Source organism: Cellulomonas sp. P4_H12 (genome assembly GCF_056400905.1).
Window position 1 is genome coordinate 1 of the sequence record NZ_JBFUKJ010000037.1, and the last position, 21,398, is coordinate 21,398.

General features: G+C 73.6%; 25 protein-coding genes. 17 read left to right on the forward strand and 8 right to left on the reverse strand.

Features of this window, described 5'->3' with window-relative positions; translation table 11 throughout:
* Positions 1-361 (forward strand): amidohydrolase family protein (locus tag AC1DQC_RS17610; RefSeq protein WP_477052527.1); only part of this gene is annotated, 361 nt, incomplete at its 5' end.
* 4 nt (positions 362-365) lie between these two features.
* On the opposite strand, the gene AC1DQC_RS17615 is transcribed toward AC1DQC_RS17610, so the two are convergent.
* Positions 366-1,304 (reverse strand): PDR/VanB family oxidoreductase, encoded by a 939-nt coding sequence (locus tag AC1DQC_RS17615; RefSeq protein WP_477052528.1) that lies wholly within the window; start codon positions 1,302-1,304, stop codon positions 366-368.
* A gap of 211 nt (positions 1,305-1,515) precedes the next feature.
* Here AC1DQC_RS17615 and AC1DQC_RS17620 point away from each other — a divergent pair, with 211 nt between their 5' ends.
* The 9 genes from AC1DQC_RS17620 to AC1DQC_RS17660 all read left to right on the forward strand — a co-directional run bounded on the left by AC1DQC_RS17620 (position 1,516) and on the right by AC1DQC_RS17660 (position 9,838).
* On the forward strand, positions 1,516-2,766 hold the full coding sequence (locus AC1DQC_RS17620) for an amidohydrolase family protein (RefSeq protein WP_477052529.1): 1,251 nt from the start codon (positions 1,516-1,518) through the stop codon (positions 2,764-2,766).
* A gap of 2 nt (positions 2,767-2,768) precedes the next feature.
* Entirely contained in the window at positions 2,769-3,551 is a 783-nt protein-coding gene (locus AC1DQC_RS17625; protein WP_477052530.1) for an ABC transporter ATP-binding protein, read from the forward strand.
* Complete coding sequence (locus tag AC1DQC_RS17630; protein ID WP_477052531.1) at positions 3,551-4,393, forward strand: ABC transporter permease; 843 nt, start codon at positions 3,551-3,553, stop codon at positions 4,391-4,393. The genes AC1DQC_RS17625 and AC1DQC_RS17630 overlap by 1 nt, the downstream gene beginning before the upstream one ends.
* Before the next feature lie 74 nt (positions 4,394-4,467).
* Complete coding sequence (locus AC1DQC_RS17635; protein ID WP_477052532.1) at positions 4,468-5,643, forward strand: substrate-binding domain-containing protein; 1,176 nt, start codon at positions 4,468-4,470, stop codon at positions 5,641-5,643.
* A 55-nt stretch (positions 5,644-5,698) separates the two neighbouring features.
* On the forward strand, positions 5,699-7,024 hold the full coding sequence (locus AC1DQC_RS17640; RefSeq protein ID WP_477052533.1) for an FAD-binding oxidoreductase: 1,326 nt from the start codon (positions 5,699-5,701) through the stop codon (positions 7,022-7,024).
* Positions 7,021-7,806, forward strand: coding sequence for a creatininase family protein (locus tag AC1DQC_RS17645; protein ID WP_477052534.1), 786 nt, complete (start codon positions 7,021-7,023; stop codon positions 7,804-7,806). The genes AC1DQC_RS17640 and AC1DQC_RS17645 overlap by 4 nt, the downstream gene beginning before the upstream one ends.
* Positions 7,807-7,813: 7 nt before the next feature.
* Entirely contained in the window at positions 7,814-8,455 is a 642-nt protein-coding gene (locus AC1DQC_RS17650; protein WP_477052535.1) for a pyridoxine/pyridoxamine 5'-phosphate oxidase, read from the forward strand.
* A gap of 13 nt (positions 8,456-8,468) precedes the next feature.
* Entirely contained in the window at positions 8,469-9,368 is a 900-nt protein-coding gene (gene pucL / locus AC1DQC_RS17655) for a factor-independent urate hydroxylase (protein ID WP_477052536.1), read from the forward strand.
* Entirely contained in the window at positions 9,368-9,838 is a 471-nt protein-coding gene (locus AC1DQC_RS17660) for a nucleoside deaminase (protein ID WP_477052560.1), read from the forward strand. The genes pucL and AC1DQC_RS17660 overlap by 1 nt, the downstream gene beginning before the upstream one ends.
* Here the strand turns inward: AC1DQC_RS17660 and uraH are convergent.
* Entirely contained in the window at positions 9,835-10,167 is a 333-nt protein-coding gene (uraH, locus tag AC1DQC_RS17665; protein WP_477052537.1) for a hydroxyisourate hydrolase, read from the reverse strand. The genes AC1DQC_RS17660 and uraH overlap by 4 nt on opposite strands.
* The gene (gene uraD / locus AC1DQC_RS17670) at positions 10,167-10,631 is read right to left on the reverse strand and encodes a 2-oxo-4-hydroxy-4-carboxy-5-ureidoimidazoline decarboxylase (RefSeq protein WP_477052538.1); all 465 of its coding nucleotides are present in this window, start codon (positions 10,629-10,631) and stop codon (positions 10,167-10,169) included. Before uraD ends, uraH begins: the two co-directional genes overlap by 1 nt.
* A gap of 80 nt (positions 10,632-10,711) precedes the next feature.
* Between uraD and AC1DQC_RS17675 the strand changes: the two genes are divergently transcribed.
* On the forward strand, positions 10,712-11,263 hold the full coding sequence (locus tag AC1DQC_RS17675; RefSeq protein ID WP_477052539.1) for a nucleotidyltransferase family protein: 552 nt from the start codon (positions 10,712-10,714) through the stop codon (positions 11,261-11,263).
* On the opposite strand, the gene AC1DQC_RS17680 is transcribed toward AC1DQC_RS17675, so the two are convergent.
* Complete coding sequence (locus AC1DQC_RS17680) at positions 11,260-12,663, reverse strand: amidohydrolase family protein (protein ID WP_477052540.1); 1,404 nt, start codon at positions 12,661-12,663, stop codon at positions 11,260-11,262. The genes AC1DQC_RS17675 and AC1DQC_RS17680 overlap by 4 nt on opposite strands.
* A gap of 115 nt (positions 12,664-12,778) precedes the next feature.
* On the opposite strand from AC1DQC_RS17680, the gene AC1DQC_RS17685 reads away from it, so the two are divergent.
* Together AC1DQC_RS17685 and AC1DQC_RS17690 are read left to right on the forward strand one after the other, a co-directional pair.
* Positions 12,779-13,159 carry a YciI family protein gene (locus AC1DQC_RS17685; protein ID WP_477052541.1) on the forward strand — a complete coding sequence of 127 codons (381 nt, stop codon included), beginning with the start codon at positions 12,779-12,781 and terminating at the stop codon, positions 13,157-13,159.
* A 24-nt stretch (positions 13,160-13,183) separates the two neighbouring features.
* Positions 13,184-15,586, forward strand: coding sequence for a lysylphosphatidylglycerol synthase domain-containing protein (locus AC1DQC_RS17690; protein WP_477052542.1), 2,403 nt, complete (start codon positions 13,184-13,186; stop codon positions 15,584-15,586).
* On the opposite strand, the gene AC1DQC_RS17695 is transcribed toward AC1DQC_RS17690, so the two are convergent.
* Positions 15,583-15,948 (reverse strand): nuclear transport factor 2 family protein, encoded by a 366-nt coding sequence (locus tag AC1DQC_RS17695; protein WP_477052543.1) that lies wholly within the window; start codon positions 15,946-15,948, stop codon positions 15,583-15,585. The genes AC1DQC_RS17690 and AC1DQC_RS17695 overlap by 4 nt on opposite strands.
* A 167-nt stretch (positions 15,949-16,115) precedes the next feature.
* Positions 16,116-16,496, reverse strand: coding sequence for a VOC family protein (locus tag AC1DQC_RS17700; RefSeq protein WP_477052544.1), 381 nt, complete (start codon positions 16,494-16,496; stop codon positions 16,116-16,118).
* A gap of 41 nt (positions 16,497-16,537) precedes the next feature.
* Between AC1DQC_RS17700 and dinB the strand changes: the two genes are divergently transcribed.
* The 4 genes from dinB to AC1DQC_RS17720 all read left to right on the forward strand — a co-directional run bounded on the left by dinB (position 16,538) and on the right by AC1DQC_RS17720 (position 19,927).
* Positions 16,538-17,722, forward strand: coding sequence for a DNA polymerase IV (dinB, locus tag AC1DQC_RS17705; RefSeq protein WP_477052545.1), 1,185 nt, complete (start codon positions 16,538-16,540; stop codon positions 17,720-17,722).
* 87 nt (positions 17,723-17,809) lie between these two features.
* Positions 17,810-18,682, forward strand: a complete 873-nt coding sequence (locus AC1DQC_RS17710) for an alpha/beta fold hydrolase (RefSeq protein WP_477052546.1) — start codon at positions 17,810-17,812, stop codon at positions 18,680-18,682.
* A 42-nt stretch (positions 18,683-18,724) separates the two neighbouring features.
* A complete protein-coding gene (locus tag AC1DQC_RS17715; RefSeq protein ID WP_477052547.1) occupies positions 18,725-19,033 on the forward strand; it encodes a DUF5808 domain-containing protein in 309 nt (102 codons plus the stop codon).
* A gap of 69 nt (positions 19,034-19,102) precedes the next feature.
* Positions 19,103-19,927 (forward strand): alpha/beta fold hydrolase, encoded by an 825-nt coding sequence (locus tag AC1DQC_RS17720; RefSeq protein WP_477052548.1) that lies wholly within the window; start codon positions 19,103-19,105, stop codon positions 19,925-19,927.
* Here AC1DQC_RS17720 and AC1DQC_RS17725 read toward each other — a convergent pair.
* Both AC1DQC_RS17725 and AC1DQC_RS17730 read right to left on the reverse strand, forming a co-directional pair.
* Positions 19,893-20,879 (reverse strand): sigma-70 family RNA polymerase sigma factor, encoded by a 987-nt coding sequence (locus AC1DQC_RS17725; protein WP_477052549.1) that lies wholly within the window; start codon positions 20,877-20,879, stop codon positions 19,893-19,895. The two genes, AC1DQC_RS17720 and AC1DQC_RS17725, sit on opposite strands and share 35 nt — an antisense overlap.
* Before the next feature lie 84 nt (positions 20,880-20,963).
* Positions 20,964-21,365 (reverse strand): SgcJ/EcaC family oxidoreductase, encoded by a 402-nt coding sequence (locus AC1DQC_RS17730; protein ID WP_477052550.1) that lies wholly within the window; start codon positions 21,363-21,365, stop codon positions 20,964-20,966.
* Positions 21,366-21,398: the final 33 nt, after the last annotated feature.

Here is a 21,398-nt window from a genome sequence, read left to right on the forward strand (position 1 = left end):
GGCCACCGGCCACCTGCTGGCCGACGCGCGGCTCGCGATGCAGGTGGCGCCCCTCGTCGGCCGCCCRCTCACCGCGCGCGAGGTGCTGGGCGCGGCGACGGCCGRCTCGGCGGCCGGGCTGGGCCGCCCGGAGCTGGGTCACCTGCGCCCCGGTGCGGCGGCGGACCTGTGCGTGTGGGACGTGTCGGGCGTAGCGGACGCGGGCGTGGCCGACCCGGTCGCCGGGCTGCTGTGGGCGTCGCCCGGACGACGGCCCCGGCACGTCGTCGTCGCCGGGCGCGTGGTGGTGCGGGACTTCGTGCTGCAGACCGCCGACGAGCACGACCTGGTCGCGKCCGTGCGGCGGCGCGTGGGCCGCTGACGCGTCACAGCTCGAGCACCAGGCGGTCGCACGCGGCCCGCGAGACGCAGATCATCATCGTCGTGCCGCTGCCGCCGGGCCCGATCACGGAGTCGCGGTGCTCGACCGTCCCCTCCAGCACCGGCGTCTCGCAGCTGCCGCACGTGCCCACCCGGCACGACGAGACGACCATCGCGCCGCTGTCCTCGACGACCTCGAGGATGCTGCGGCCCGGCGGCACGGTGAGTGTGGTGCCGGACAGGGCGAGCTCGACGTCGAACGGCTCGCTCCACAGCGGCGGCCCGAACTCGCGCGCCTCGAACCGCTCGGTGTGCACCGCCCACCCGGCTCCGACGGACGACTCGACGGCGTCCAGCAGCCGACGCGGCCCGCAGCAGAGCACCTGCCCCGCCGGTCCGGCGGTGACGGTGGCGACGTCGAGGCGCCGACCCTCGTCGGCGGCGTACACGTGCACGCGCCCGGCATGGTCCGCGACGAGCTCGTCGACGAACGCCATGGTGGCCCGCGACCGCCCGGCGTAGTGCAGCGTCCACTCCGCGCCGGCGCCGACGGCCGCGGTGATCATCGAGAGCACCGGCGTGATGCCGATGCCGCCCGCGACGAACACCGTCGGGCCGTCCGGCGAGAACGCGAAGTGGTTGCGGGGGCCGCGCAGCCGGAGGGTGTCCCCGACCGCGAGCCGATGCGCGGCCACCGACCCGCCGCGGCCGTCGGGCTCGCGCAGCACGGCGACCCGGTAGCTGGTGCGGTCGGCAGGGTCGCCGCACAGCGAGTACTGCCGCTCCAGCCCGTCGCCGAGCAGCAGGTCGACGTGCGAGCCCGGCGTCCACGGCGGCAGCGGCCGACCGTTCGTCGGCACCAGGTCGAGCGCGACCACGCCGTCCGCCACCTCGGTGCGTGCCCGCACCACGACGGGCCGCTGGATGTCGCTGAACACGCTCACGGGCGTCCTCCACATCGGTCGAGTCGGGCGGAGCGTCAGGCTACGAGGCTCGTGTTAACGGGAAACCCCACTCCGTGACACAGAAGGACCGCTGTGGTTACACGTCGGTAACTCCGCCTGCTTAGCGTGCGCAGAGCACGACGAAACCGCTTCACCACCCGCGACGGCGCACCCGCCCGGGTGAGTCGCGCACTCCGGACGGAGGGACGCGATGTCGGCTCTGCCCCGCACCATCGAGCGGCTGACGCACGCGCGCCTGGCCGACGGCCGGGTGGTCGACGTGCTCCTCGACGGCGCGCTCGTCGCGGACGTCGTGCCCGGCGGCACGCTCGCGCCGGGCGACGCGGACGCCACCCTCGAGCTCGACGGCTTCCTCCTGCTGCCGGCCCCGGCCGAGCCGCACGCGCACCTCGACAAGGCCCTGTCGTGGGACGCGATCCGGCCGCCGATGGGCGACCTTCGCCTCGCCATCGACTCCTGGCACGCGCACTCGGCGCGGATGACGGTCGAGGACATCGCGACCCGTGCGCGCACCCAGGCGCTCACCATGCTGGCCCACGGCACCACGGCGATCCGCACCCACGTCGACCTGCTGCACGGCGACGACCCGCTGCGCGGCGTGCGCGCCCTGGTGCAGGTGCGCGACGAGCTGCGCGGGCTCGTCGACCTCGAGCTGGTCACGCTGGGCGGGTACCTGACGCCGGTGGCGGACATGGCCGACGCGCTGGCCGCGGGCGTCGACCTGGTGGGCGGCGCACCGCACCTCGCGCCCGACCCCGTCGGGGAGCTGCACCGCCTGCTCGACGTGGCCCGCGCGCACGGCGTGGGCGTCGACGTGCACACGGACGAGAGCCTCGACTGCGAGGTCACGCTGGACGTGCTGGCGCGCGCGGTCCGCGGCTGGGACGTGCCGGTCAGCGCCGGGCACTGCGTGCGGCTGGGCACCCTCGACGGCCCTCGGCGCGACCAGGTGATCGCCGACGTGCTCGCGTCGGACGTCGGGATCATCGCCAACCCGATCACCAACCTGTACCTGCAGGGCTGGGCGTCCGACGTCGGGACGCCGCGGGGGCTCACGGCGGTGCGCGCGCTGGTCGACGCCGGCGTCCGGTTCGCCGCGGGCGCCGACAACGTGCGCGACCCGTTCAACCCGCTCGGCCGATCGGACGCCCTGGAGACGGCGATGCTCCTGGTGGTCGCGGGGCACCTGTCCGTCGACGAGGCGTACGCCGCCGTCAGCACGGGCGCGCGCGACGTCATGGGCCTCCCTGTCGCCGGCGTGTCGGTGGGTGCGCGCGCCGAGCTGCTCGCGGTGCGCGGCTCGGACCTGGTCGGCGTGGTCGCCACCGCGACCGCCGACCGCTACGTGCTGCACGAAGGACGCCTCGTCGCGCAGAGCGAGACCCACACGCAGGTCGCCGCCCCGGCGTCCCTGACGACCTCCTACCCCGAAGCGAGGTGACCGTGTCCCTGACGACACCCACCAGCACGCCGACGTCGCCGACGCACGAGGCGGGACCCCTGCTCGGGTTCCACGACGTCGCCATGACGTTCCCCGACGGGACCACGGCCCTGTCCGGCGTAGACCTCACGGTCGGCCGGGGCGAGTTCGTCTCAGTCGTCGGGCCCTCCGGCTGCGGCAAGTCGACGCTCCTGCGCATCGCGTCGGGCCTCGAGACCGCGAGCGCGGGCGTGGTCGAGCTCGCCACCGACCACATCGGCTACGTCTTCCAGGACGCGACCCTACTCCCCTGGCGGGACGTGCAGGGCAACGTCGAGCTGCTGGCCGAGCTCAACGGCCGGGGGATCAAGGACCGCCGGCGGGCCGCCGCGAAGGCGATCGACCTGGTCGGGCTCGCGGGCTTCGAGAAGCACCTGCCCAAGCAGCTGTCGGGCGGCATGAAGATGCGCGCGTCGCTGGCCCGCTCGTTCACGCTCGACCCCGAGCTGTTCCTCTTCGACGAGCCGTTCGGCGCGCTCGACGAGATCACGCGCAGCCGCCTCAACGACGAGCTGCTCAAGCTGTTCAGCGAGCAGCACTTCGCCGGCCTGTTCATCACGCACTCCGTGGCGGAGGCCGTCTACCTGTCGACGAAGGTCGTCGTCATGTCGGGCCGCCCCGGCCGGCTCGTCGGCACCTTCGACGTCCCGTTCCCGATGCCCCGGGACCCCGACATCCGGTTCTCCCCCGAGTTCGCCGCGGTCGTCGGCGAGGTCTCGCACGCCCTCAAGGAGGCGCACAGCTGATGGCCACCACCACGCTCGAGGGCGTCACGGCCCCCACCCGCCGGCCCGTCGCCGCGGCCCCGCGCCGCAACCGCTCGGTCATCCGGTGGCTCGGCCCCGTCGTCGTCTTCATCGGCTTCCTCGGCCTCTGGTACGCGCTGGCCGCCTACTACGCGTCACGCGGGCTGCCGTACTTCGTGCCGTACCCGCACCAGGTGCTCGAGGTCCTCACCGACCCCGAGGAGCTGCAGACCCTGGCCACCGCGCTGCTGCACAGCACCGAGGTCGCCATGACCGGCCTGGTCTTCGCGATCGTGCTCGGCATGGCGTGGGCCGTGATCATGTCGCAGGCGGCCTGGGTGGAGCGCTCGCTCTTCCCGTACGCGGTGGTCCTGCAGTGCATCCCGATCCTCGCCCTGGTGCCGCTGATCGGGATCCTGTTCGGCTACAACTTCCAGGCCCGCGTGATCGTCACCATCCTCATCGCGCTGTTCCCGATGGTGTCGATGACCCTGTTCGGGCTGCAGTCGGTGGCCAAGCAGCAGCGCGAGCTCTTCCAGCTGCAGGGGGTCAGCCGCGCGACCCTGCTGCGCAAGCTGCAGTTTCCCGCGGCGCTGCCCTCGATCTTCGTCGGCCTGCGCACGTCGGCCGGGCTCGCCGTGGTCGGCGCCGTCGTCGGCGACCAGTTCTTCCAGCGCGGCAACCCCGGCCTCRGCGTGCTCATCCAGGTCTACGCGTCCCGGCTGCAGGGCCCCCAGCTGTACGCCGCGATCCTCGTCGCCTCACTGCTCGGCGTGGCCGTCTTCGTCATCTTCGGCTGGCTCGGACGGCTCGTCGTGGGCCGTTGGTACGACTTCACCTGATCCCCGGCCGCGGGCCCACCCCCTGCCCGCTGCCGTCGCTGCACCCTCCCGTCCCTCCCCTGAAATGAGCCCCCATGCGCACTCCTCCCCGCTCGGCCGCGGCTGCGGTCGGCATCCTGCTCACCTCCGCGGCCCTGGCGTCCTGCGCCGGCAACGCCGGCAGCTCCGAGACGACGGCCGCCACCGCGGCAGCCGGTGGAGTCGACCTGTCCGACGTCTGCCCGGCGACCGTCGTGGTGCAGACCGACTGGAACCCCGAGGCGGACCACGGCCACCTGTACGAGCTGGTGGGCAAGGGCTACTCGGTCGACGCCAACCAGAAGTCCGTGACGGGCGACCTGGTGTCGGGCGGCAAGCCCACGGGCGTGAAGATCGAGGTCCGCGCGGGCGGCCCGGCCATCGGCTTCACGCAGGCCTCCGCGCAGATGTACCAGGACACGTCCATCACGCTGGGCTACGTCTCCACCGACGAGGCCGTGCAGCTGTCCGACAAGTTCCCGACGACGGCCGTGTTCGCCGAGAACGACAAGTCCCCGATGATGATCATGTGGGACCCGGCGACGTACCCCGACGTCACCGACATCAAGAGCCTCGGCACCGCCCTCAAGGAGTCCGGCGGCGTGATCCGGTACTTCAACGGCGCCGCGTACATGAGCTACCTCATCGGCTCCGGCGCGCTCGACGCTTCGGTCACCGACGGCAGCTACGACGGGACGCCGGCCAACTTCGTCGCCGCGCAGGGCAAGGACGCGCAGCAGGGCTTCGCGTCGGCCGAGCCGTACATCTACGAGAACGAGGTCACGGCCTGGGGCAAGCCCGTCAAGCTCGAGACCATCTACGACGCCGGCTTCCCGTTCTACCCGGAGGCCATGTCGGTCCGCACGGGTGACCTCGAGAAGCTCACGCCGTGCCTGGAGAAGCTGGTGCCCGTCATGCAGCAGGCGGACGTCGACTACATCACCGACCCGAGCACGACGAACGACCTGATCCTCGACCTGGTCGACCAGTACAACAACGGCTGGGTCTACTCCGAGGGCGTCGCCGACTTCGCCGTCGAGCAGATGAAGAAGCTCGAGATCGCCTCGAACGGCGACAACGACTTCGTGGGCGACATGGACGAGGCGCGGATCCAGAAGATCATCGACATCGCCGGCCCGATCTACACCGACGCGGGCGCCCCGCCGAAGGCGGGCCTGGTGGCGAAGGACCTCTACACCAACGAGTTCCTCGACGAGTCGATCGGCTTCTGACCCCCGGGGCGGCGGGCGGCTCGACCCGCCCGCCGCCCACCCCGGAAGGACATCCATGGAGACGACGACGGCCGTCGAGGCACTGACCGACGAGCTGCGTGCCCTGCTGGGCGACGACGGCGTGACCACCGACCACCGCGTGCGTGAGCGGGTCAGCGTGGACGGCGCGACCATGTCGCCGCTCATCCTCGAGCTGCTCCCGCTCGGGCTCGCCGACGTCGTGGCGTTCCCGACCAGTGCGGAGCAGGTCGCCGCCTGCGTCGCGGCGGCCGTGCGGCACCGGGTGCCCGTGACCCCGCGCGGCAAGGGCACCGGCAACTACGGGCAGGCGATCCCGATGCCCGCCGGCCTGGTGCTGGACCTGACCCGCGCCCGCGCGGTGGTCGAGGTCGGGGACGGCTGGGTCACGGCCGAGGCGGGCGCGACGATGGTCGCGATCGAGGCCGCGGCGCGCGAGACCGGGCAGGAGCTGTGGATGTACCCGTCGACGGCCCAGTCGACGATCGGCGGCTTCCTGTCCGGCGGCTCCGGCGGGACCGGGACCATCGTGCACGGCGCCAACCACCAGGGGTTCGTGGTGGCGCTCGACGTGGTGCACGCGTCGCCCGACGCCGCGCTGGTCCACGTGGAGGGCGACGAGGCGCAGGCCTACGTGCACAACTACGGCACGGCCGGCATCCTCGCGCGGGCCACCGTGCGACTCGAGCCCCTGCAGGACTGGCGCGGGTTCTACGCGAGCTTCGAGTCGCAGCACGACGCGTTCCGCGTGCTGCGCGACATCGGCCGGCTGACGCCAGCGCCGCGGCTCGTGTCCGCGGACCACCCCGAGATCTCCGCCGCCCTGCCGCCCGACCCCGCGATCCCCGAGGGCCGCGCGAGCCTGCGCGCCATCCTCGACCCCGCCGCGGTCGACGCCGCGACCGCCCTGGTCACGGCCGCGGGCGGCACCGTGGAGGACCTCCGCGACGGTCCGCAGGCGTCCCTCAAGCTCTCCGTCCTGTCCTACAACCACCCGATCGAGTGGCTGCAGAAGGCCGATCCCGGCACCTACATCCACCTCGAGGTCGGGGGCGACGCGCTGGTCGACCGGCTGGACGAGGTCCAGGCGGCGATCCCCGGCGGCCTGCTGCACCTCGAGGCCGGGCACACGGTTCCCATCGGCATGCTCGCGGGCGTGTACGAGGGCCCCGAGCGGCTCGACGAGGTCATCGCGGCGCTCGGCGCGCTCGGGGTCGGTGTGCACAACCCGCACCAGTGGAACGTCGACTTCGAGGTCGAGCGCACCCTGGCGCTCGCGCGGTCCACCGACCCGCACGGCCTGCTCAACCCCGGCAAGCTCAACCCCGACTACGCCGGCCCGCGCAAGGGAGCGATCCGATGACCCGCCTGCTCGCCGAGCTGTCCGGCCCGGCCACCGCGCGCGTGCTCGGGCCGGAGTCGGTGCTCGTGGTCCCCACCGGCGCCATGGAGCACCACGGGCCGCACCTGCCACTCATCACGGACGCGCTCATCGCCGAGAGCGTCGCCACCGCCGCGGTCGAGCGGGCGGCGGCGGCCGGGCTCGACGTCTGGCAGCTGCCCACCCTCACCTACACCAAGTCCGACGAGCACTCCTGGGCGTCCGGGACGGTCTGGGTCTCCTGGCAGACGCTCATGTCGACGCTGGTCGACATGGGCCGCTCGGTCGCGGCGACCCCGGCGCGGCGGCTGGTCTTCCTCAACGGCCACGGCGGGAACACGGCCCTGCTCGGCGTCGCCCTGCGCGAGATCCGTCGCCTGCACGGCCTCCTGACCTTCTCGATGCCCGCGGGCGTGCAGATCGCCGGCGCGGGCGGCGAGCACGAGCCGGACGAGCACGGCCTCGGCATCCACGCCGGCTACGGCGAGACGTCGCTCGTCCTGCACCTGCGGCCGGACCTGGTCGACATGACGCTGGCCCGTCGCAACGTCCCCGAGCACATCGGCGCGATGACGTACCTCGGCTTCCACAGCACCCCCGCGCAGTTCGGCTGGCTGAGCAACGACTTCGGCCCCGACGGGGTGATCGGCGACCCGACGGGCGCCAACGCGGCGGCGGGGGCCGCCCTGTTCGACGCCTCCGTCGACCGGGCCGTCGACGTGCTCTCCGAGATCGCATCCTTCACGCACGCGCCCGGCGCATGATGTGCCGATGACGCCTGCGCTCGACCACCCGGCCTGGGACCCCATCCCCCCGGCGGTCCCCCTCGACGCCGGCGCGCCGCCCGTGCTGCCCKACGAGGTGGTCCGGCTGCTGAGGGAGTGGCTGCCCGCGAACGACGACCCGGAGCGCCCCGCCGTCACCCTGGCGACCGTCGACGCGGACGGCGCACCCGACGTCCGCACCGTCGTGCTCAGCGAGGCCGACCGCGACGGGCTGTACTTCCACACCGACGCGGCGTCCCGCAAGGTGGCGCAGCTGACGGCCAACCCTGTCGTGGCGCTGGTCGCGCGCTGGTCCGACCCGCTCCGGCAGCTGGTGGTCCGCGGCGTCGCCGAGCGGGCGGACGAGGCCGAGACGGACCGCGCGTACGCGCGCCGGTCGCGGTACCTGCAGCAGCTGGCGTGGGTGAACACCCCGGCCGTCGCGGCGCTGCCCGAGGACGACCGGCGCGTCGCGTGGGACACGTTCACCGACGCCCACGCCGAGCTGGACCCGCCGTCGTCGTGGGTCGGCTTCCTGGTCCGGCCGACCAGCCTCACGTTCTGGACGGGCGACCCCACGTCCGTCAGCCACCGCCAGGAGTACCGGCTCGCCGACGGCGCGTGGACCGTCAGCGAGCTCCCCGGATGACAGGAGAACGGCCATGACGGCCCGGTTGCACGCCCACCAGTACGGCAAGGCCGAGACGCGCGTCGTCCGGATCGTGCGCGACACCCCGCGCCACGAGATCCGCGACCTCAACGTCTCGACGGCGCTGCGGGGTGGCTTCGACGCCGCCTACCTCGACGGCGACCAGTCCGCCGTGCTGCCCACGGACACGCAGAAGAACATGGCGTTCGCGTACGCCAAGCAGCACGGGGTCGCGTCCCCGGAGGCGTTCGCGACCCTGCTGGCCCGGCACTTCGTCGACGACGTCGCCCCGGTGGCCGGCGCTCGCGTGGACGTCCAGGAGTACGCGTGGGTGCGGGCCGTGGTGGACGGCGCGGAGCACGACCACACCTGGGTCCGCAGCGGCCAGGAGGTGCGCACGGCCTCGGTGACCGCCGACGAGGACGGCACCACGGTGATCGCCGGCCTGAGGGACCTCACGGTGCTGAAGTCGACGGGCTCGGAGTTCCGCGGCTTCCTGACGGACGGGTACACGACGCTCGCCGAGACCACCGACCGGGTCCTCGCCACCTCGCTGGTCGCGCAGTGGCGCTACGCACCGGGCGCTGAGCTCGACTACGACGCCACGTACGTCGCGGCGCGCTCCGCGATGCTCTCCACCTTCGCCACGCTGCACTCGCTCGCCCTGCAGCAGACCCTCTGGCACATGGGCGTCGCCGTGCTCGAGGCGGTCCCCGAGGTGGTCGAGATCCGGTTCGCCGCGCCCAACAAGCACCACTTCCTGGCGGACCTGCGCCCCTTCGGCCTCGAGAACCCGGGCGAGGTCTTCTACGCCGCCGACCGCCCGTACGGACTGATCGAGGCGGTCATCCTCCGCGACGGCGCCGAGCCGGACGACGCGGCCTGGACCCGTTCGGTGAGTGGTGCCGCGTGATCCCCGACGACGAGAGCTGGCTGTCGCAGGCCGTCGCGCTCGCGACCGCCAACGTGGCCGACGGCGGCGGGCCGTTCGGCGCCGTCGTGGTCCGCGCGGGCGTGGTCATCGGCGTCGGGCAGAACCGGGTCACGCGCGACAACGACCCCACCGCCCACGCCGAGGTCCAGGCGATCCGGGCGGCCTGCCGCGCCATCGAGAGCTTCTCCCTCGAGGGCGCCACCGTCTACTCGTCCTGCGAGCCGTGCCCGCTGTGCCTCGCGGCCTGCCTGTGGTCGAGGGCGGACCGCGTGGTCTACGCGGCCGACCGGCACGACGCTGCCCGCGCCGGGTTCGACGACCGCGCCTTCTACGAGCTCTTCGCCGCCGACCGCGCGACCTGGCCGATGCCTGTCCAGTCCCACCGGGTCCCGGCGGCCGGCGACCCGATCGACGCCTGGCTCGCCCGACCGACGAAGACCGAGTACTAGCTCCCCCGGTACGTCGAGTACGCGAACGGGCTGAGCAGCAGCGGGACGTGGTAGTGGCTGTCGTCGACGACGTCGAAGGTGACGACCACCTCGGGGTGGAACCCGACCTGCCCGGTCGCGGCGAAGTAGGCGGCCGTGTCGAACGTGAACCGGTACTGCCCGGGCGGCACGGTCGACGGCCCGAGCGAGCGCGCCCGGCCGTCGGCGTCGGTGACCCCCGAGCCGATCGGCGTCCACGTGCCGGCCGCGAAGGCGGAGAGCGCGACGGGCACACCGGCCGCCGGCCGCCCGAGGGTGGTGTCGAGCACGTGGGTGGTCAGCTGGCTCATCAGGACTCCTCGAACAGGGTGCGCAGGCGCAGGAGCGCGATCTGGCGGAGCTGGTCGGCCACCTCGGCGACCTCGTCGTCGTCGGACGACCGCAGCCGACGCTGCAGCTCCGCGAGGATCTCGGGGCGACTGCGGCCCGCGGCGCGGATGAGGAAGATGCGCCCGAACCGCTCCTCGTAGGCCCGGTTCCCCGCGGCCATCGCCTCGACGAGCGCGGGGTCGTCGGTCGCGGACGCGGCCTGCTCGGAGGCGCTGAGGCCGCCGGCGCGCTCGCCGATCCGCGGGTGCGTGGACAGCGCCTCGTCGACCTCGGCCGGCGTGAGCGAGCGGGCGGCCAGGTCCGCGACGCCGACCAGCGAGTCGACGCTCGGGTACGGGCAGCCGGCGGCGACCTCGTCCACCCAGCGCGCCACGTGCAACGCCCTGGTCAGCCGCGACCGGGTCTCGGCATCGTCGTCGATCATCACGCCACCTTCGTCGTCGAGAAGCGATCCAGGCACGACCGCGGCTGTCCCCCGCGCCCCCGCGATGGCACGGTACAGGCGTGACCTCCCCCACCGAACCGGTCGACCTCTGCGGGATCGTGCTCGCGGCCGGCGCGGGCCGGCGCCGCGGCGGACCCAAAGCCCTGGTGGACGGCTGGCTCGTCGACGCCGTACGGCTGCTCCTCGCGGGCGGCTGCGCGCGGGTCGTGGTCGTGCTGGGCGCGGCTGCCGACGAGGCCCGCGAGCTGCTGCCCGACGACGCCCGGGTGGACGCCGTGGTGGCCGAGGGCTGGGCGGACGGCATCGGCGAGTCGCTGCGCACCGGCCTCGCGCACGCCACGGGCGACGCCGCGCTGGTCACGCTCGTCGACCTGCCCGGCACGCCGGTGAGCGTGGTCGAGCGCGTCCTGGGGGCCACCGGGCGCCTGCGCCAGGCGGTCTTCGAGGGTCGTCCGGGCCACCCGGTCCTCCTCGGGCGCGAGCACTGGGAGCCGCTGGCCGCGAGCCTGGCGGGCGACCGCGGCGCGCGCCCTTACCTGCGGGCGCACGGCGTGACCGAGGTCGAGTGCGGCGACCTGCACCACGGGCGCGACGACGACGGTGCCACCTAGGCCCGGCCCTCGAGCGCCGCGAGCGGCAGCGCGACGCCCCACCGCGCGGCGGCGGCCGTGATCCGCGACCGCAGCTCGCCGGGTGCGGCCGCGGCCAGTGCGGACGTCGACCGCCCGTGCTCGGAGACGAGCACGCCGCCGACGTACACCTGCGCGAGGTTCCGCAGCCCGCACGCCATGACGTAGGTGGCCAGCACGTCCCAGACCGGCCCGGTGTCCGGGGACCGGTGGTCGACCACCAGGAAGTCGGCGTACTTGCCCACCTCGAGCGAGCCGATCCGGTCCTGCACACCGAGCACCTCGGCCGCGCCGAGCGTGTGCATCCGCAGCACGTCCGCGGGCATCAGCACGGCCGCGTCGGTGTGCAGCGCGCGCGTGCTGTAGAGCCCGATGCGCATGTTGCCCCACGGGTCGGAGATGTCGGTGCACGACTGGTCGTCCAGCCCGAGCCCGACGCGGATGCCGGCGTCCCGCAGTCGCACGACGTCGGCGAACCCCGATCCGAGGCGCCCGTTGGACGTCGCCTGCCAGACGACCCCGCACCCCGTGGACGCGGCGACGGAGACCATCTCGTCCGTCGGGTGCACGAAGTGCCCGAACAGGAAGTCGGGCCCGAACGCCCCGGCGGACCGGTACCAGGCGAACTTCTCCCGCTGCGTCTCGAGGCCCTGCGCGGTCTCGACGAAGTGCGCCTGGTTGGTGATCCCGTGCTCGCGCATGACGGCGACCTCGAGCTCCGCGGACCGCGGCGCCGACGCCCACTGGACGGCCCCCATCACCGACGCCCCCAGGTGCTGGTCGGCGGGGGTGCGCAGGGCCGACTCCTGCACCATGTCCCGGAACACGCCGAGCATCTCGTCCTCGGGGCCGGCCTCGTCGTCGAGCCGGATCGCGTTCACCACCCGCAGCCCCGCGTCGGCCGCCGCGTCGAGCTGCCGGGTCACGAACTCCAGCGGCGCCACGCGCCCGAGGGCGGGCGAGGCCGACACGGGGTCGTAGCGCCACGTCACCCGCGAGTGCGTGAAGTTGTACGCGCTGGTCACCCCGTTGGCCAGGAAGTCGAGGGCGCCGTGGAGGGTCGACCAGTAGACGTCGTCCGGCGAGCACTTGTCCATGACCTCGACCATGGACAGCACCCACGGGTAGAGCGTCGACCCCGGCGAGATCCCGCGCATGCCCGAGGTGAACAGGTGCGAGTGCGCGGAGACGAAGCCCGGCGCGACGATCGCGCCGCCCGCGTCCAGCAGCGGCACGCCGCTGACCAGCAACGACGCGTCCGGAGCGCCCTCGCCCATCGACGCGATCCGACCGTCGTCGCCCACCAGGAACCAGCCGAGGAACCAGTCGGGTCCCTGCGACGACACGGGGAGCAGCAGGGCGTCGTGCACGAGGAGGCGCATGGCCGTCATCGTGCAGGGCGCAGATGTCCGTCAGATTGCCGGGATGTCGCGTGTCGAGTTCACGTGGTCGACTTCGTCATGGGGACGTCACCACCGACGACGAAGGAGAACCGCCGTGAAGTACGTCATCCTCATCCACTCGAACCCCAAGCCGTGGGGGCACCCGACCTCCGAGCTGACCGACGAGGGCCGCGCCCTCCCGGCCGACCAGCTGGAGGCCATGGGCAAGGACTTCGACGCGCTGCTCGCCGAGATGTCCGCGTCCGGCGAGCTCGTCATGGGCGAGGCCCTCGCCGACCCACGCGAGTCCACCGTCTACCGCTGGCGCAGCGGTGGCTCCCTCGCGAGCGAAGGCCCCTTCGCCGAGACGCAGGAGCAGCTGGCCGGGTTCTTCCTCATCAAGACGGAGACGCGCGAGCGCGCCGAGGAGATCGCGGCGCAGTTCGCGGGACCCGGCAGCCACGTCGAGCTCCGTCCGGCCTACGTGTGGGAGTGACCGCGGGCGGTTAGCCTCGACATGGTGAGGGCCCCCACCGTGCGCGCGCCTGACGCCGCGGTGGGGGCACCCCCGACCTACGTCGACGTCCGGCACCGCCGCAGCATTGCCGACGCACGCGGCGCGCTGGCGTGGCTCGTGGTGCTGGTGGTGGGGCTGCTGCTCGCGACCGTCGCCGCGGAGACGATGCAGGGCATCGCGCAGGACCTCCACCGGGGCATCGGACGGCTGCCGCGCACGGTGTTCGAGGTGTTCCTCGTCCTCGTGCAGGTCGCGTACATCCTGCTGCTCACCCTCACGCCCCTCGTGCTGCTGGCGACGCGGCGCTTCGCCCTGCTGGGCCGGGGCGCGCTGGCCCTCGTGCTGGGGCCCGCGGTCTTCCGCGTGGTCGAGCTTCTCGCCCACACGCCGAGCAGCTCGCCGCAGCTCGAGAGCACGCTCGAGCTCACCCGGGTCTCCTGGCCGCCGACGGGCTCGCTCGCCGGCTGCACCGCGCTGGCCGTGGTGGTCAGCCCGACGCTGCGACGGCGCTGGCGGCGGGCCGTGTGGGTGCTCCTGTGGGTCCTCGGCCTCCTGCGGCTCGTGACGGCCTCGTCGGCGCCGCTCGACGTCGTCCTGGCCATCGGGGTCGGCGGTGTCGTCGGGTCGGCGCTGATGCTGGCGCTCGGCCGGACGCTCGGCCAGCTGACGCCGGCGGGCGCCCGACGCACGCTCGCCGAGGCCGGGCTGGAGCTGGAGGCCGACCCGGAGCCGGTCGACGACGGCCGCTGGACCTATCGCGGCCGCACTGCCGACGGTCCGGTGTCCATCAGGGTGGTGGGCGAGCACGACTGGGGCGCCGTCCGCCTCGACCAGGCGTACCGCCGCCTGCGCTGGCGCGACGTCGGCGACGACGACGTCGACCCCGAGCCCGCGCACGCCGTCACCACCGAGGCGACGGCCGCGCTGCTCGCCGCCTCGCGCGACGTGCGCGTGCCCACGGTGCGCGCCGTGGCGCGCGCCCCGCGCGGCGAGTACCTGCTCGCCTTGGACGCCGTGCCCGGCCGCCCGGTCGCCGACCTGGACGGCCATGACGTCACCGACGACGTGCTCGACTCCGCGTGGACGCAGGTGGCGCTGCTGCGGTCGGCCCGCATCGCGCACCGCGAGCTGGACCTGACCCGCCTCAGCCTCGACGACGCCGGCCGCGTCTGGTTCACCGACCTCGACCACGGCCAGCCCGCGGCGACCGACGCCGTCCTCGCGTGGGACGTCGCCGCGCTGCTGGCCGCGACGTCACCGGTCGTGGGCCCGGAGCGCGCGGTGGTCGCCGCGGACCGAGCCCTCGGCCACGACGCCCTCACGGTCGCGCTGCCCCGGCTGGCCCCGGCCAGCCTCACCACCCGCACGCGCGCGGCGGTGAAGTCGGCCGGCGGCATCGCCCCGCTGGTCGAGGAGGTCCGCCGCGTCACCGGTGCCGGCGAGCCGGACTTCGAGCAGGTGGCCCGGTTCAAGCCACGGACCCTCGTCATCGCCGCGTTCCTGGCCGTCGCCGTCTACTTCCTGGCGCCCCAGTTCGCCGACATCCCGCGCTCGATCGAGGCGATCGGCGGCGCCGACCCCCGGTGGGCCATCGCCGTCGTCCTGGCCTCCGCGGCGACCTACATCGGCGCCGCCCTCGGGCTGGCCGGGGGAACGCCAGGCCGCGTCCCGGTCGGCGAGGCGACCAGCGTGGCCCTCGCCTCGTCGTTCGTCGCCACCTTCTCCCCGCCGGGCATCGGACAGGTGGGGCTGAACATCCGCTACCTGCAGAAGCGCGGCTTCGCGTCGCCCGTCGCGGTGTCGGCCAGCGCCGCCAAGGAGACCGCGGTCTTCGTCGTCCACCTCCTGATCCTGGCCACGTTCGCCGTGCTCGCGGGCTCGACGGGAGCCCTGTCCTCGGAGCTCGACAAGCTGCCGCCGGCCGGCGTGGTCGTGGCGATCGTGGCCGGCGTCCTCGTCGTCGCGGGCGTCGCGCTCGCCGTCCCCCGCGTCCGGGCGCTGCTTCGGGACCGCCTCGTGCCCGCGCTGCGGTCGTCTGTCGACGCGATGCGGATCGTCGTCTCCAGCCCGGGCAAGCTGGTGACGCTGCTGACCGGCGTCGCGCTGCTGCCCCTGGGCTACGCGGCCGCCCTGTACTTCTCGGTCCGCGCGGTCGGGGTCTCGGACGCGAGCTTCGTGGCCATCGCCCTCGTCTCGCTCACCGCCGGAGCGGTCGCGACGGCGGCGCCGACCCCCGGCGGCGTCGGCGTGGTCGAGGCCGTGCTGCTGGCGTCGCTCACGGGCATCGGCGTGCCGTCGGGGCCGGCCCTCGCCGCCGTGCTGCTCTACCGGCTCTCGACGTTCTGGCTCCCGATCGTGCCGGGCTTCGTGTCGTTCCGCGTGCTCTCGCGGCGGTCGATCATCTAGCCGGCGGCCGCCGCACGCGCGGCGTCGAACGGGGCACGGTCGAACAGGAACCTGCTGCGCGTGATCCGACCGTCGACCACCGTCACGCACTCCGCGCCCGGCGCGTCCGGGACCGGCCGCGTCACGGTGTCGTACATGACCAGGGCCTTCTCGTCGTCACCGAACGCCGCGATCATCGAGGCGCTCACGAGCATCGAGACGAACGGCGTCATGAACGCGCGGTAGGCCTCGGCGCCCTCCAGCCGGCCGGGCGGCGCGTCACAGACGATGTCCGGGTCGATGTACGCCATCGCGCCGTCGAGGTCGCCGTGCGACCAGGCGTCGAAGTAGGCGAGAGCGACGTCCAGCGGTGCTGTTGCCATGCAGATCACGCTAGACCGGGGCACCGACACCGGGACCATCGTCCCTCCCCGCAGCCGTGGGGCGGCGAGACGATCGTGCACGTGAACGCACCCTGGTGGCGGCTCGCCGAGCGCGAGCAGACGACGGACGAGACGACGACGCAGGACGCGGACCTCTTGCCGCCGTTCTACGACTGAACGGTCTTCGCGCGCTGCTCGAACTCCTCGGACACCGGCGGCAGCAGGCAGAACAGCAGGCCGACCGGGTCGACCAGCACCGCGTACTCGTCGTACCGCGTCCGCACCGTCGCCCCGAGCGCCTCGAGCCGCGCGATCTCGGCGTCGAGGTCGTCGGTCTCGATGTCGAGGTGGTAGCGCGCGGTCGGGTCGTCGCCGATGTCCTGCGTGGCCACGTGGGGCAGCGACGCCGCACCGCGCAGGCCGACGAACGGCTCGCCGGGGAGGGGGTGCGGGCTCGCGGCGAGGGCCTCCGACCAGAACGTCGTCACGGCCTCGAACCGGGCGGCGGGCACGTCGATGATGACCTCGCGGAGCATGATCCGGTGCATGACGAGACCCTAGTGTCAGACGTAGGTTCGAACATGTGTTCGTGCGCTCCACCATCCTGCATGCCGACCTCGACGCCTTCTACGCGTCCGTCGAGCAGCGCGACGACCCCCGGCTCCGCGGCCGACCTATCGCCGTCGGCGGCGGCGTCGTCCTCGCGTGCTCGTACGAGGCCAAGCGCCGCGGCGTGAAGACGGCGATGGGCGGCCGGCAGGCGCGTGCCCTGTGCCCGGACCTCGTGGTCGTCCGCCCGCGGTTCGATGCCTACGTCGAGGCGAGCAAGGCCGTGTTCGAGCTGTTCCACCAGACCACTCCCCTGGTCCAGGGCGTGTCCATCGACGAGGCGTTCCTCGACGTCGCGGGCCTGCACCGGATCGACGTGGCGCCGGTCGAGATCGGTGCGCGCCTGCGGGCCCGGGTCCGCGACGAGGTCGGGCTGCCCATCACCGTCGGCGTCGCGCGGACGCCGTTCCTGGCCAAGGTGGCGTCGCGGGTGGCCAAGCCGGATGGGCTGCTGCTGGTCCCGCCCGACGGCGAGGACGCGTTCCTGCACCCGCTGCCGATCGAGCTGCTCTGGGGCGTCGGCGACGTGACCGCGCGCAAGCTGCACGCGTACGGGCTGACGACGGCGGGCGACCTCGCGGCGCTGCCGTCGTCCGTGCTCGTCGGCACCCTCGGGCCAGCCGCCGGCCGGCACCTCTATGCCGTGGTGCACGGGCACACGCCCGCGCGGGTGGTGGTCGGCAAGTCACGCGGGTCGATCGGGGCCCAGCGCGCGCTCGGGCACGGGCCCCACACGTCCGAGGCCGTCCGTGCGGCCCTGCTCGGCCTGGTCGACCGGGTCTGCCGTCGGCTGCGCAAGGCGCACCGGGTGGCGCGGACCGTGGTGCTCCGGCTGCGGTTCGAGGACTACACGAAGGTCACCCGGTCGCGGTCGTTCGCGTTCGCGACGGACTCCGGCGAGCACATCGCCGCTGCCGCCCTCGCGCTGCTGGCCGCCGCCGGCCCGCTCGTGCGCGAGCGCGGGATCACCCTGGTCGGCGTCGCGCTCGGCGGCCTGGAGTCCGACGCGTTCGTGCAGCCGGAGCTGCTGCTCGACGGCGTGGACCGCGGCGGCATCGACGCGGCGGTCGACGCGGTCGCGGTGCGGTTCGGCACCCAGGCGGTCGTCCGCGCGAGCCTGCTGCGCCGGGGCGTGGGCCTGGAGGTGCCGTTGCTCGAGGACTGAGCCTCGGGCGCAGAGCCCGTAGCGCGCCGCGGTCGCGGCGTGGTGCGATGGCCAGGTCCCGGACCCCACGAGAGGACGGCTGCCGCGATGCCGACCACCCACACCCTCGACGTGCCCGGTGCGTCGCTCGTCTACGACGTGCGAGGGCCGCTCCCGCCGGCCGACGGCGAGCTCCCCCTGCTGCTCATCGGCCAGCCGATGACGGCCGAGGGGTTCGCCACGCTGGCGTCGTTCCTCCCCGACCGCACGATCGTCACGTACGACCCGCGGGGCCTCGGGCGCAGCGCGCGGACGGACGGCGACACCACGAACAGCCCGCAGCAGCAGGCCGAGGACCTGCACGCGCTCATCGGCGTGCTCGGCCCGGTCGACCTGTTCGGGAGCAGCGGCGGCGCGGTCACCGCGCTCCAGCTGGTGTCGACGCATCCCGAGGACGTCCGCACCCTCGTCGCGCACGAGCCCCCGATCCTCGGGGTGCTGCCCGACGCCGAGGGGGCGGCCGCCGCCGAGCGGGCCGTGCACGACGCGTACCAGCAGCGCGGCTGGGGCGCCGGCATGGCGGCGTTCATCGGGCTGACGTCGTGGCAGGGCGAGTTCACCGACGAGTTCGCCGCCTCGCTGCCGGACCCCGCCATGTTCGCCCTGCCCACCCACGACGACGGCTCGCGAGACGATCCCCTGCTGTCGGGGGCCTCCGACGCCGTCACCGCCTACGTCCCGGACATCGCCGCGCTGACGGGCGCGTCGACCCGCGTGGTCATCGCCGCCGGGGTCGAGAGCAGGGGGCTGCTCACGTGGCGCACGTCGGTGGCCCTCGCCGACGCCCTCGGTCTCGAGCTGGCGGTCTTCCCCAGCCACCACGGCGGCTTCTCCGGGCCGGAGTTCGGCCACGCGGGCGAGCCGGAGGCGTTCGCGGCGCGGCTGCGCGAGGTGCTCGCCCCTTCCGGGACGTCGTCCTAGGTGGATCATGGAGACCACCATCGCGACGACACGGGAGCCACCATGGCAGCGCACGACGACAGCTCGCACGGGCCGCGCGACCTCCGCCGGCTGATCCGCCTCATCACCCTCGGCCTGGGCGTCGCCGCGCTGGTCAAGGAGCTGCGCCAGCCCGCCGAGGAACGGCAGTGGAACGGCGTCGTGGTCGGCTTCGTGCCGTACGACTTCCGGTTCCCGACGCCCGAGCGCATCAAGGAGCGCTTCTGGAACCCCGAGAGCGGAAGCATCATCAACCCCCGCGTGTTCGGGGTCGGCTGGACCCTCAACGTCGGCCGGGTCCTCGGGCTGATCAAGGAGCGGATCTCGAGCTGATCGTCCACGGCGTCGCGAATGTCGCATTAGCCTCGGAGGACAGCACACCCCCTGCTCCTTGGAGGACCCATGGGCACGATCACCACCACCGACGGCGTCGAGATCTTCTACAAGGACTGGGGCTCGGGCCAGCCGCTCGTGTTCAGCCACGGCTGGCCGCTGTCGTCCGACGACTGGGACGCCCAGCTCATGTTCTTCCTCCTGCACGGCTACCGCGTCATCGCGCACGACCGCCGGGGCCACGGACGCTCCACCCAGGTGGCCGACGGCCACGACATGGACCACTACGCCGACGACCTGGCGGCGCTCACCGAGCACCTCGACCTGCACGACGCGGTCCACATCGGCCACTCCACCGGCGGCGGCGAGGTCGTCCACTACATCGCCCGGCACGGCGAGAGCCGCGTGGCGAAGGCCGTGCTCATCAGCGCCGTCCCGCCGATCATGGTGCAGACCGACTCCAACCCGGGCGGCCTGCCCAAGGAGGTCTTCGACGGGCTCCAGGAGCAGGTGGCCACCAACCGGTCGAACTTCTACCGCGACCTGCCCTCGACCGCGTTCTACGGCTTCAACCGGCCCGGCCGGGAGCCGTCGGAGGCCATCATCGAGAACTGGTGGCGCCAGGGGATGATGGGCGGCGCGAAGGCCCACTACGACGGCATCGTCGCGTTCTCGCAGACCGACTTCACCGAGGACCTGAAGAAGATCACCGTCCCCACGCTCGTCATGCACGGCGACGACGACCAGGTGGTCCCCTACGCCGACTCCGGACCGCTGTCGGCCGAGCTCCTGCAGAACGGGACCCTCAAGACGTACGCCGGCTTCCCGCACGGGATGCCGACCACCGAGGCCGCGACGATCAACGCGGACCTGCTGGAGTTCCTCCAGTCCTGACCAGCTCCGCGGGCACGGCGAACATCGCCAGGGTCGCGGGGTCGGCGAACACCATCGTCCCCGCGACCCGCCCGGCGGTCACCGTGAACACCTGCAGCGAGTGCAGCCGGTAGGTCGCCCCCTCGCGTACGTACGCCGCGACCGCCGGCTGCCCGTTGCAGCCGACGGGCACCATCCGCCAGTCGGTGCCGCGCCGCTCGAAGACGTGCGCGAGGAACGCCACGTAGTCCGCGCGTCCCCGGAACCAGGCGGGGACCGGGGGCATCTCGAGCACGACGTCCTCGGTGAGCAGCTCGGCGAGGGCGGCGAGGTCCGCGTCGACGAACGCCGCGACGTAGCGCTCGACCACGGCACGCTGGTCCGCGGTCACCGGCTCGGCCACCTGGTCGGCGGCGATCCCCAGCTCGCTCAGCCGCGCCCGCGCACGCTGCAGGCCGCTGTTGACCGCAGCCGGCGTGGTGCCGAGGGCGTCCGCCGTCTCGACCGCCGACCACTCCAGCACCTCCCGCAGGATGAGGATGGCCCGCTGCCGGGCGGCCAGGTGCTGCAGCGCCGCCACCAGCGCGAGCCGCAGCTGGCCCCGGGCGAGGACGACGACCGCGGGGTCGGCGTCGACCATGGCGTCCGGGAACGGCTCCAGCCAGGGCACCTCGAACGACGGGACCAGCGGCGCGCGAGGGTCGTCGCCGGGCGCGCCGAGGCCCGACGGCAGGGGGCGACGGCGCCTGCCGTCCAGGGCGGTCAGGCAGGCGTTCGTCGCGATCCGGTAGAGCCAGGTGCGCATCGAGGCCCGCGCGTCGTCGTACCGGTCGTACGCGCGCCAGGCCCGCAGCATCGTCTCCTGGACGAGGTCCTCGGCGTCGTGCGCGGACCCGAGCATCTGGTAGCAGTGGGCCAGGAGCTCACGCCGGTAGGGCGTGACCCGTCGTTCGAAGTCCTCGCTGATCGTCACCGGCGGCGCACCCCTCTCCCCTGGGGATTGTGCACGCTGCACCGCCGGCGCGGGGGCCCGGTCCGAGCCCCGCTCCGACGGCCGTCACGCCGGGTTCGCCGCGCAGTTGTGGTACGACTCGACCAGCCAGCGCCCGTCGGACCGTGCAAGCACCCACGTGGCTCGGCGCTCGGCCTCCGGGGGTACCGGCGCCCCGGCCGGCGCGAAGCCGCTGCGGCTGTTCACCACCGCCACGTCGGGCGACAGGTACCGGATCCGCTCGGGCTCCTCGACCGACCTGGTGCCCCGGAGGGGACCGGCGAACCCCGCGGTCATGAAGGCGTGGATCTGGTCCTTGCCCTGGACGTAGGTGCCGGCCGTCACCACGGTGGCGTCGTCGGCGTACAGGTCGGCGAAGGCGTCGGCGTCGTGGGCGCCCCACGCGGTGACCATCTGTGCGAGCAGGCCCTCGACCGTGGTGGTGTCGAGCGTGTCGAGCGTCGTCATGATGCACTCCCGTCTGCGGTGGTCGACGGTGCT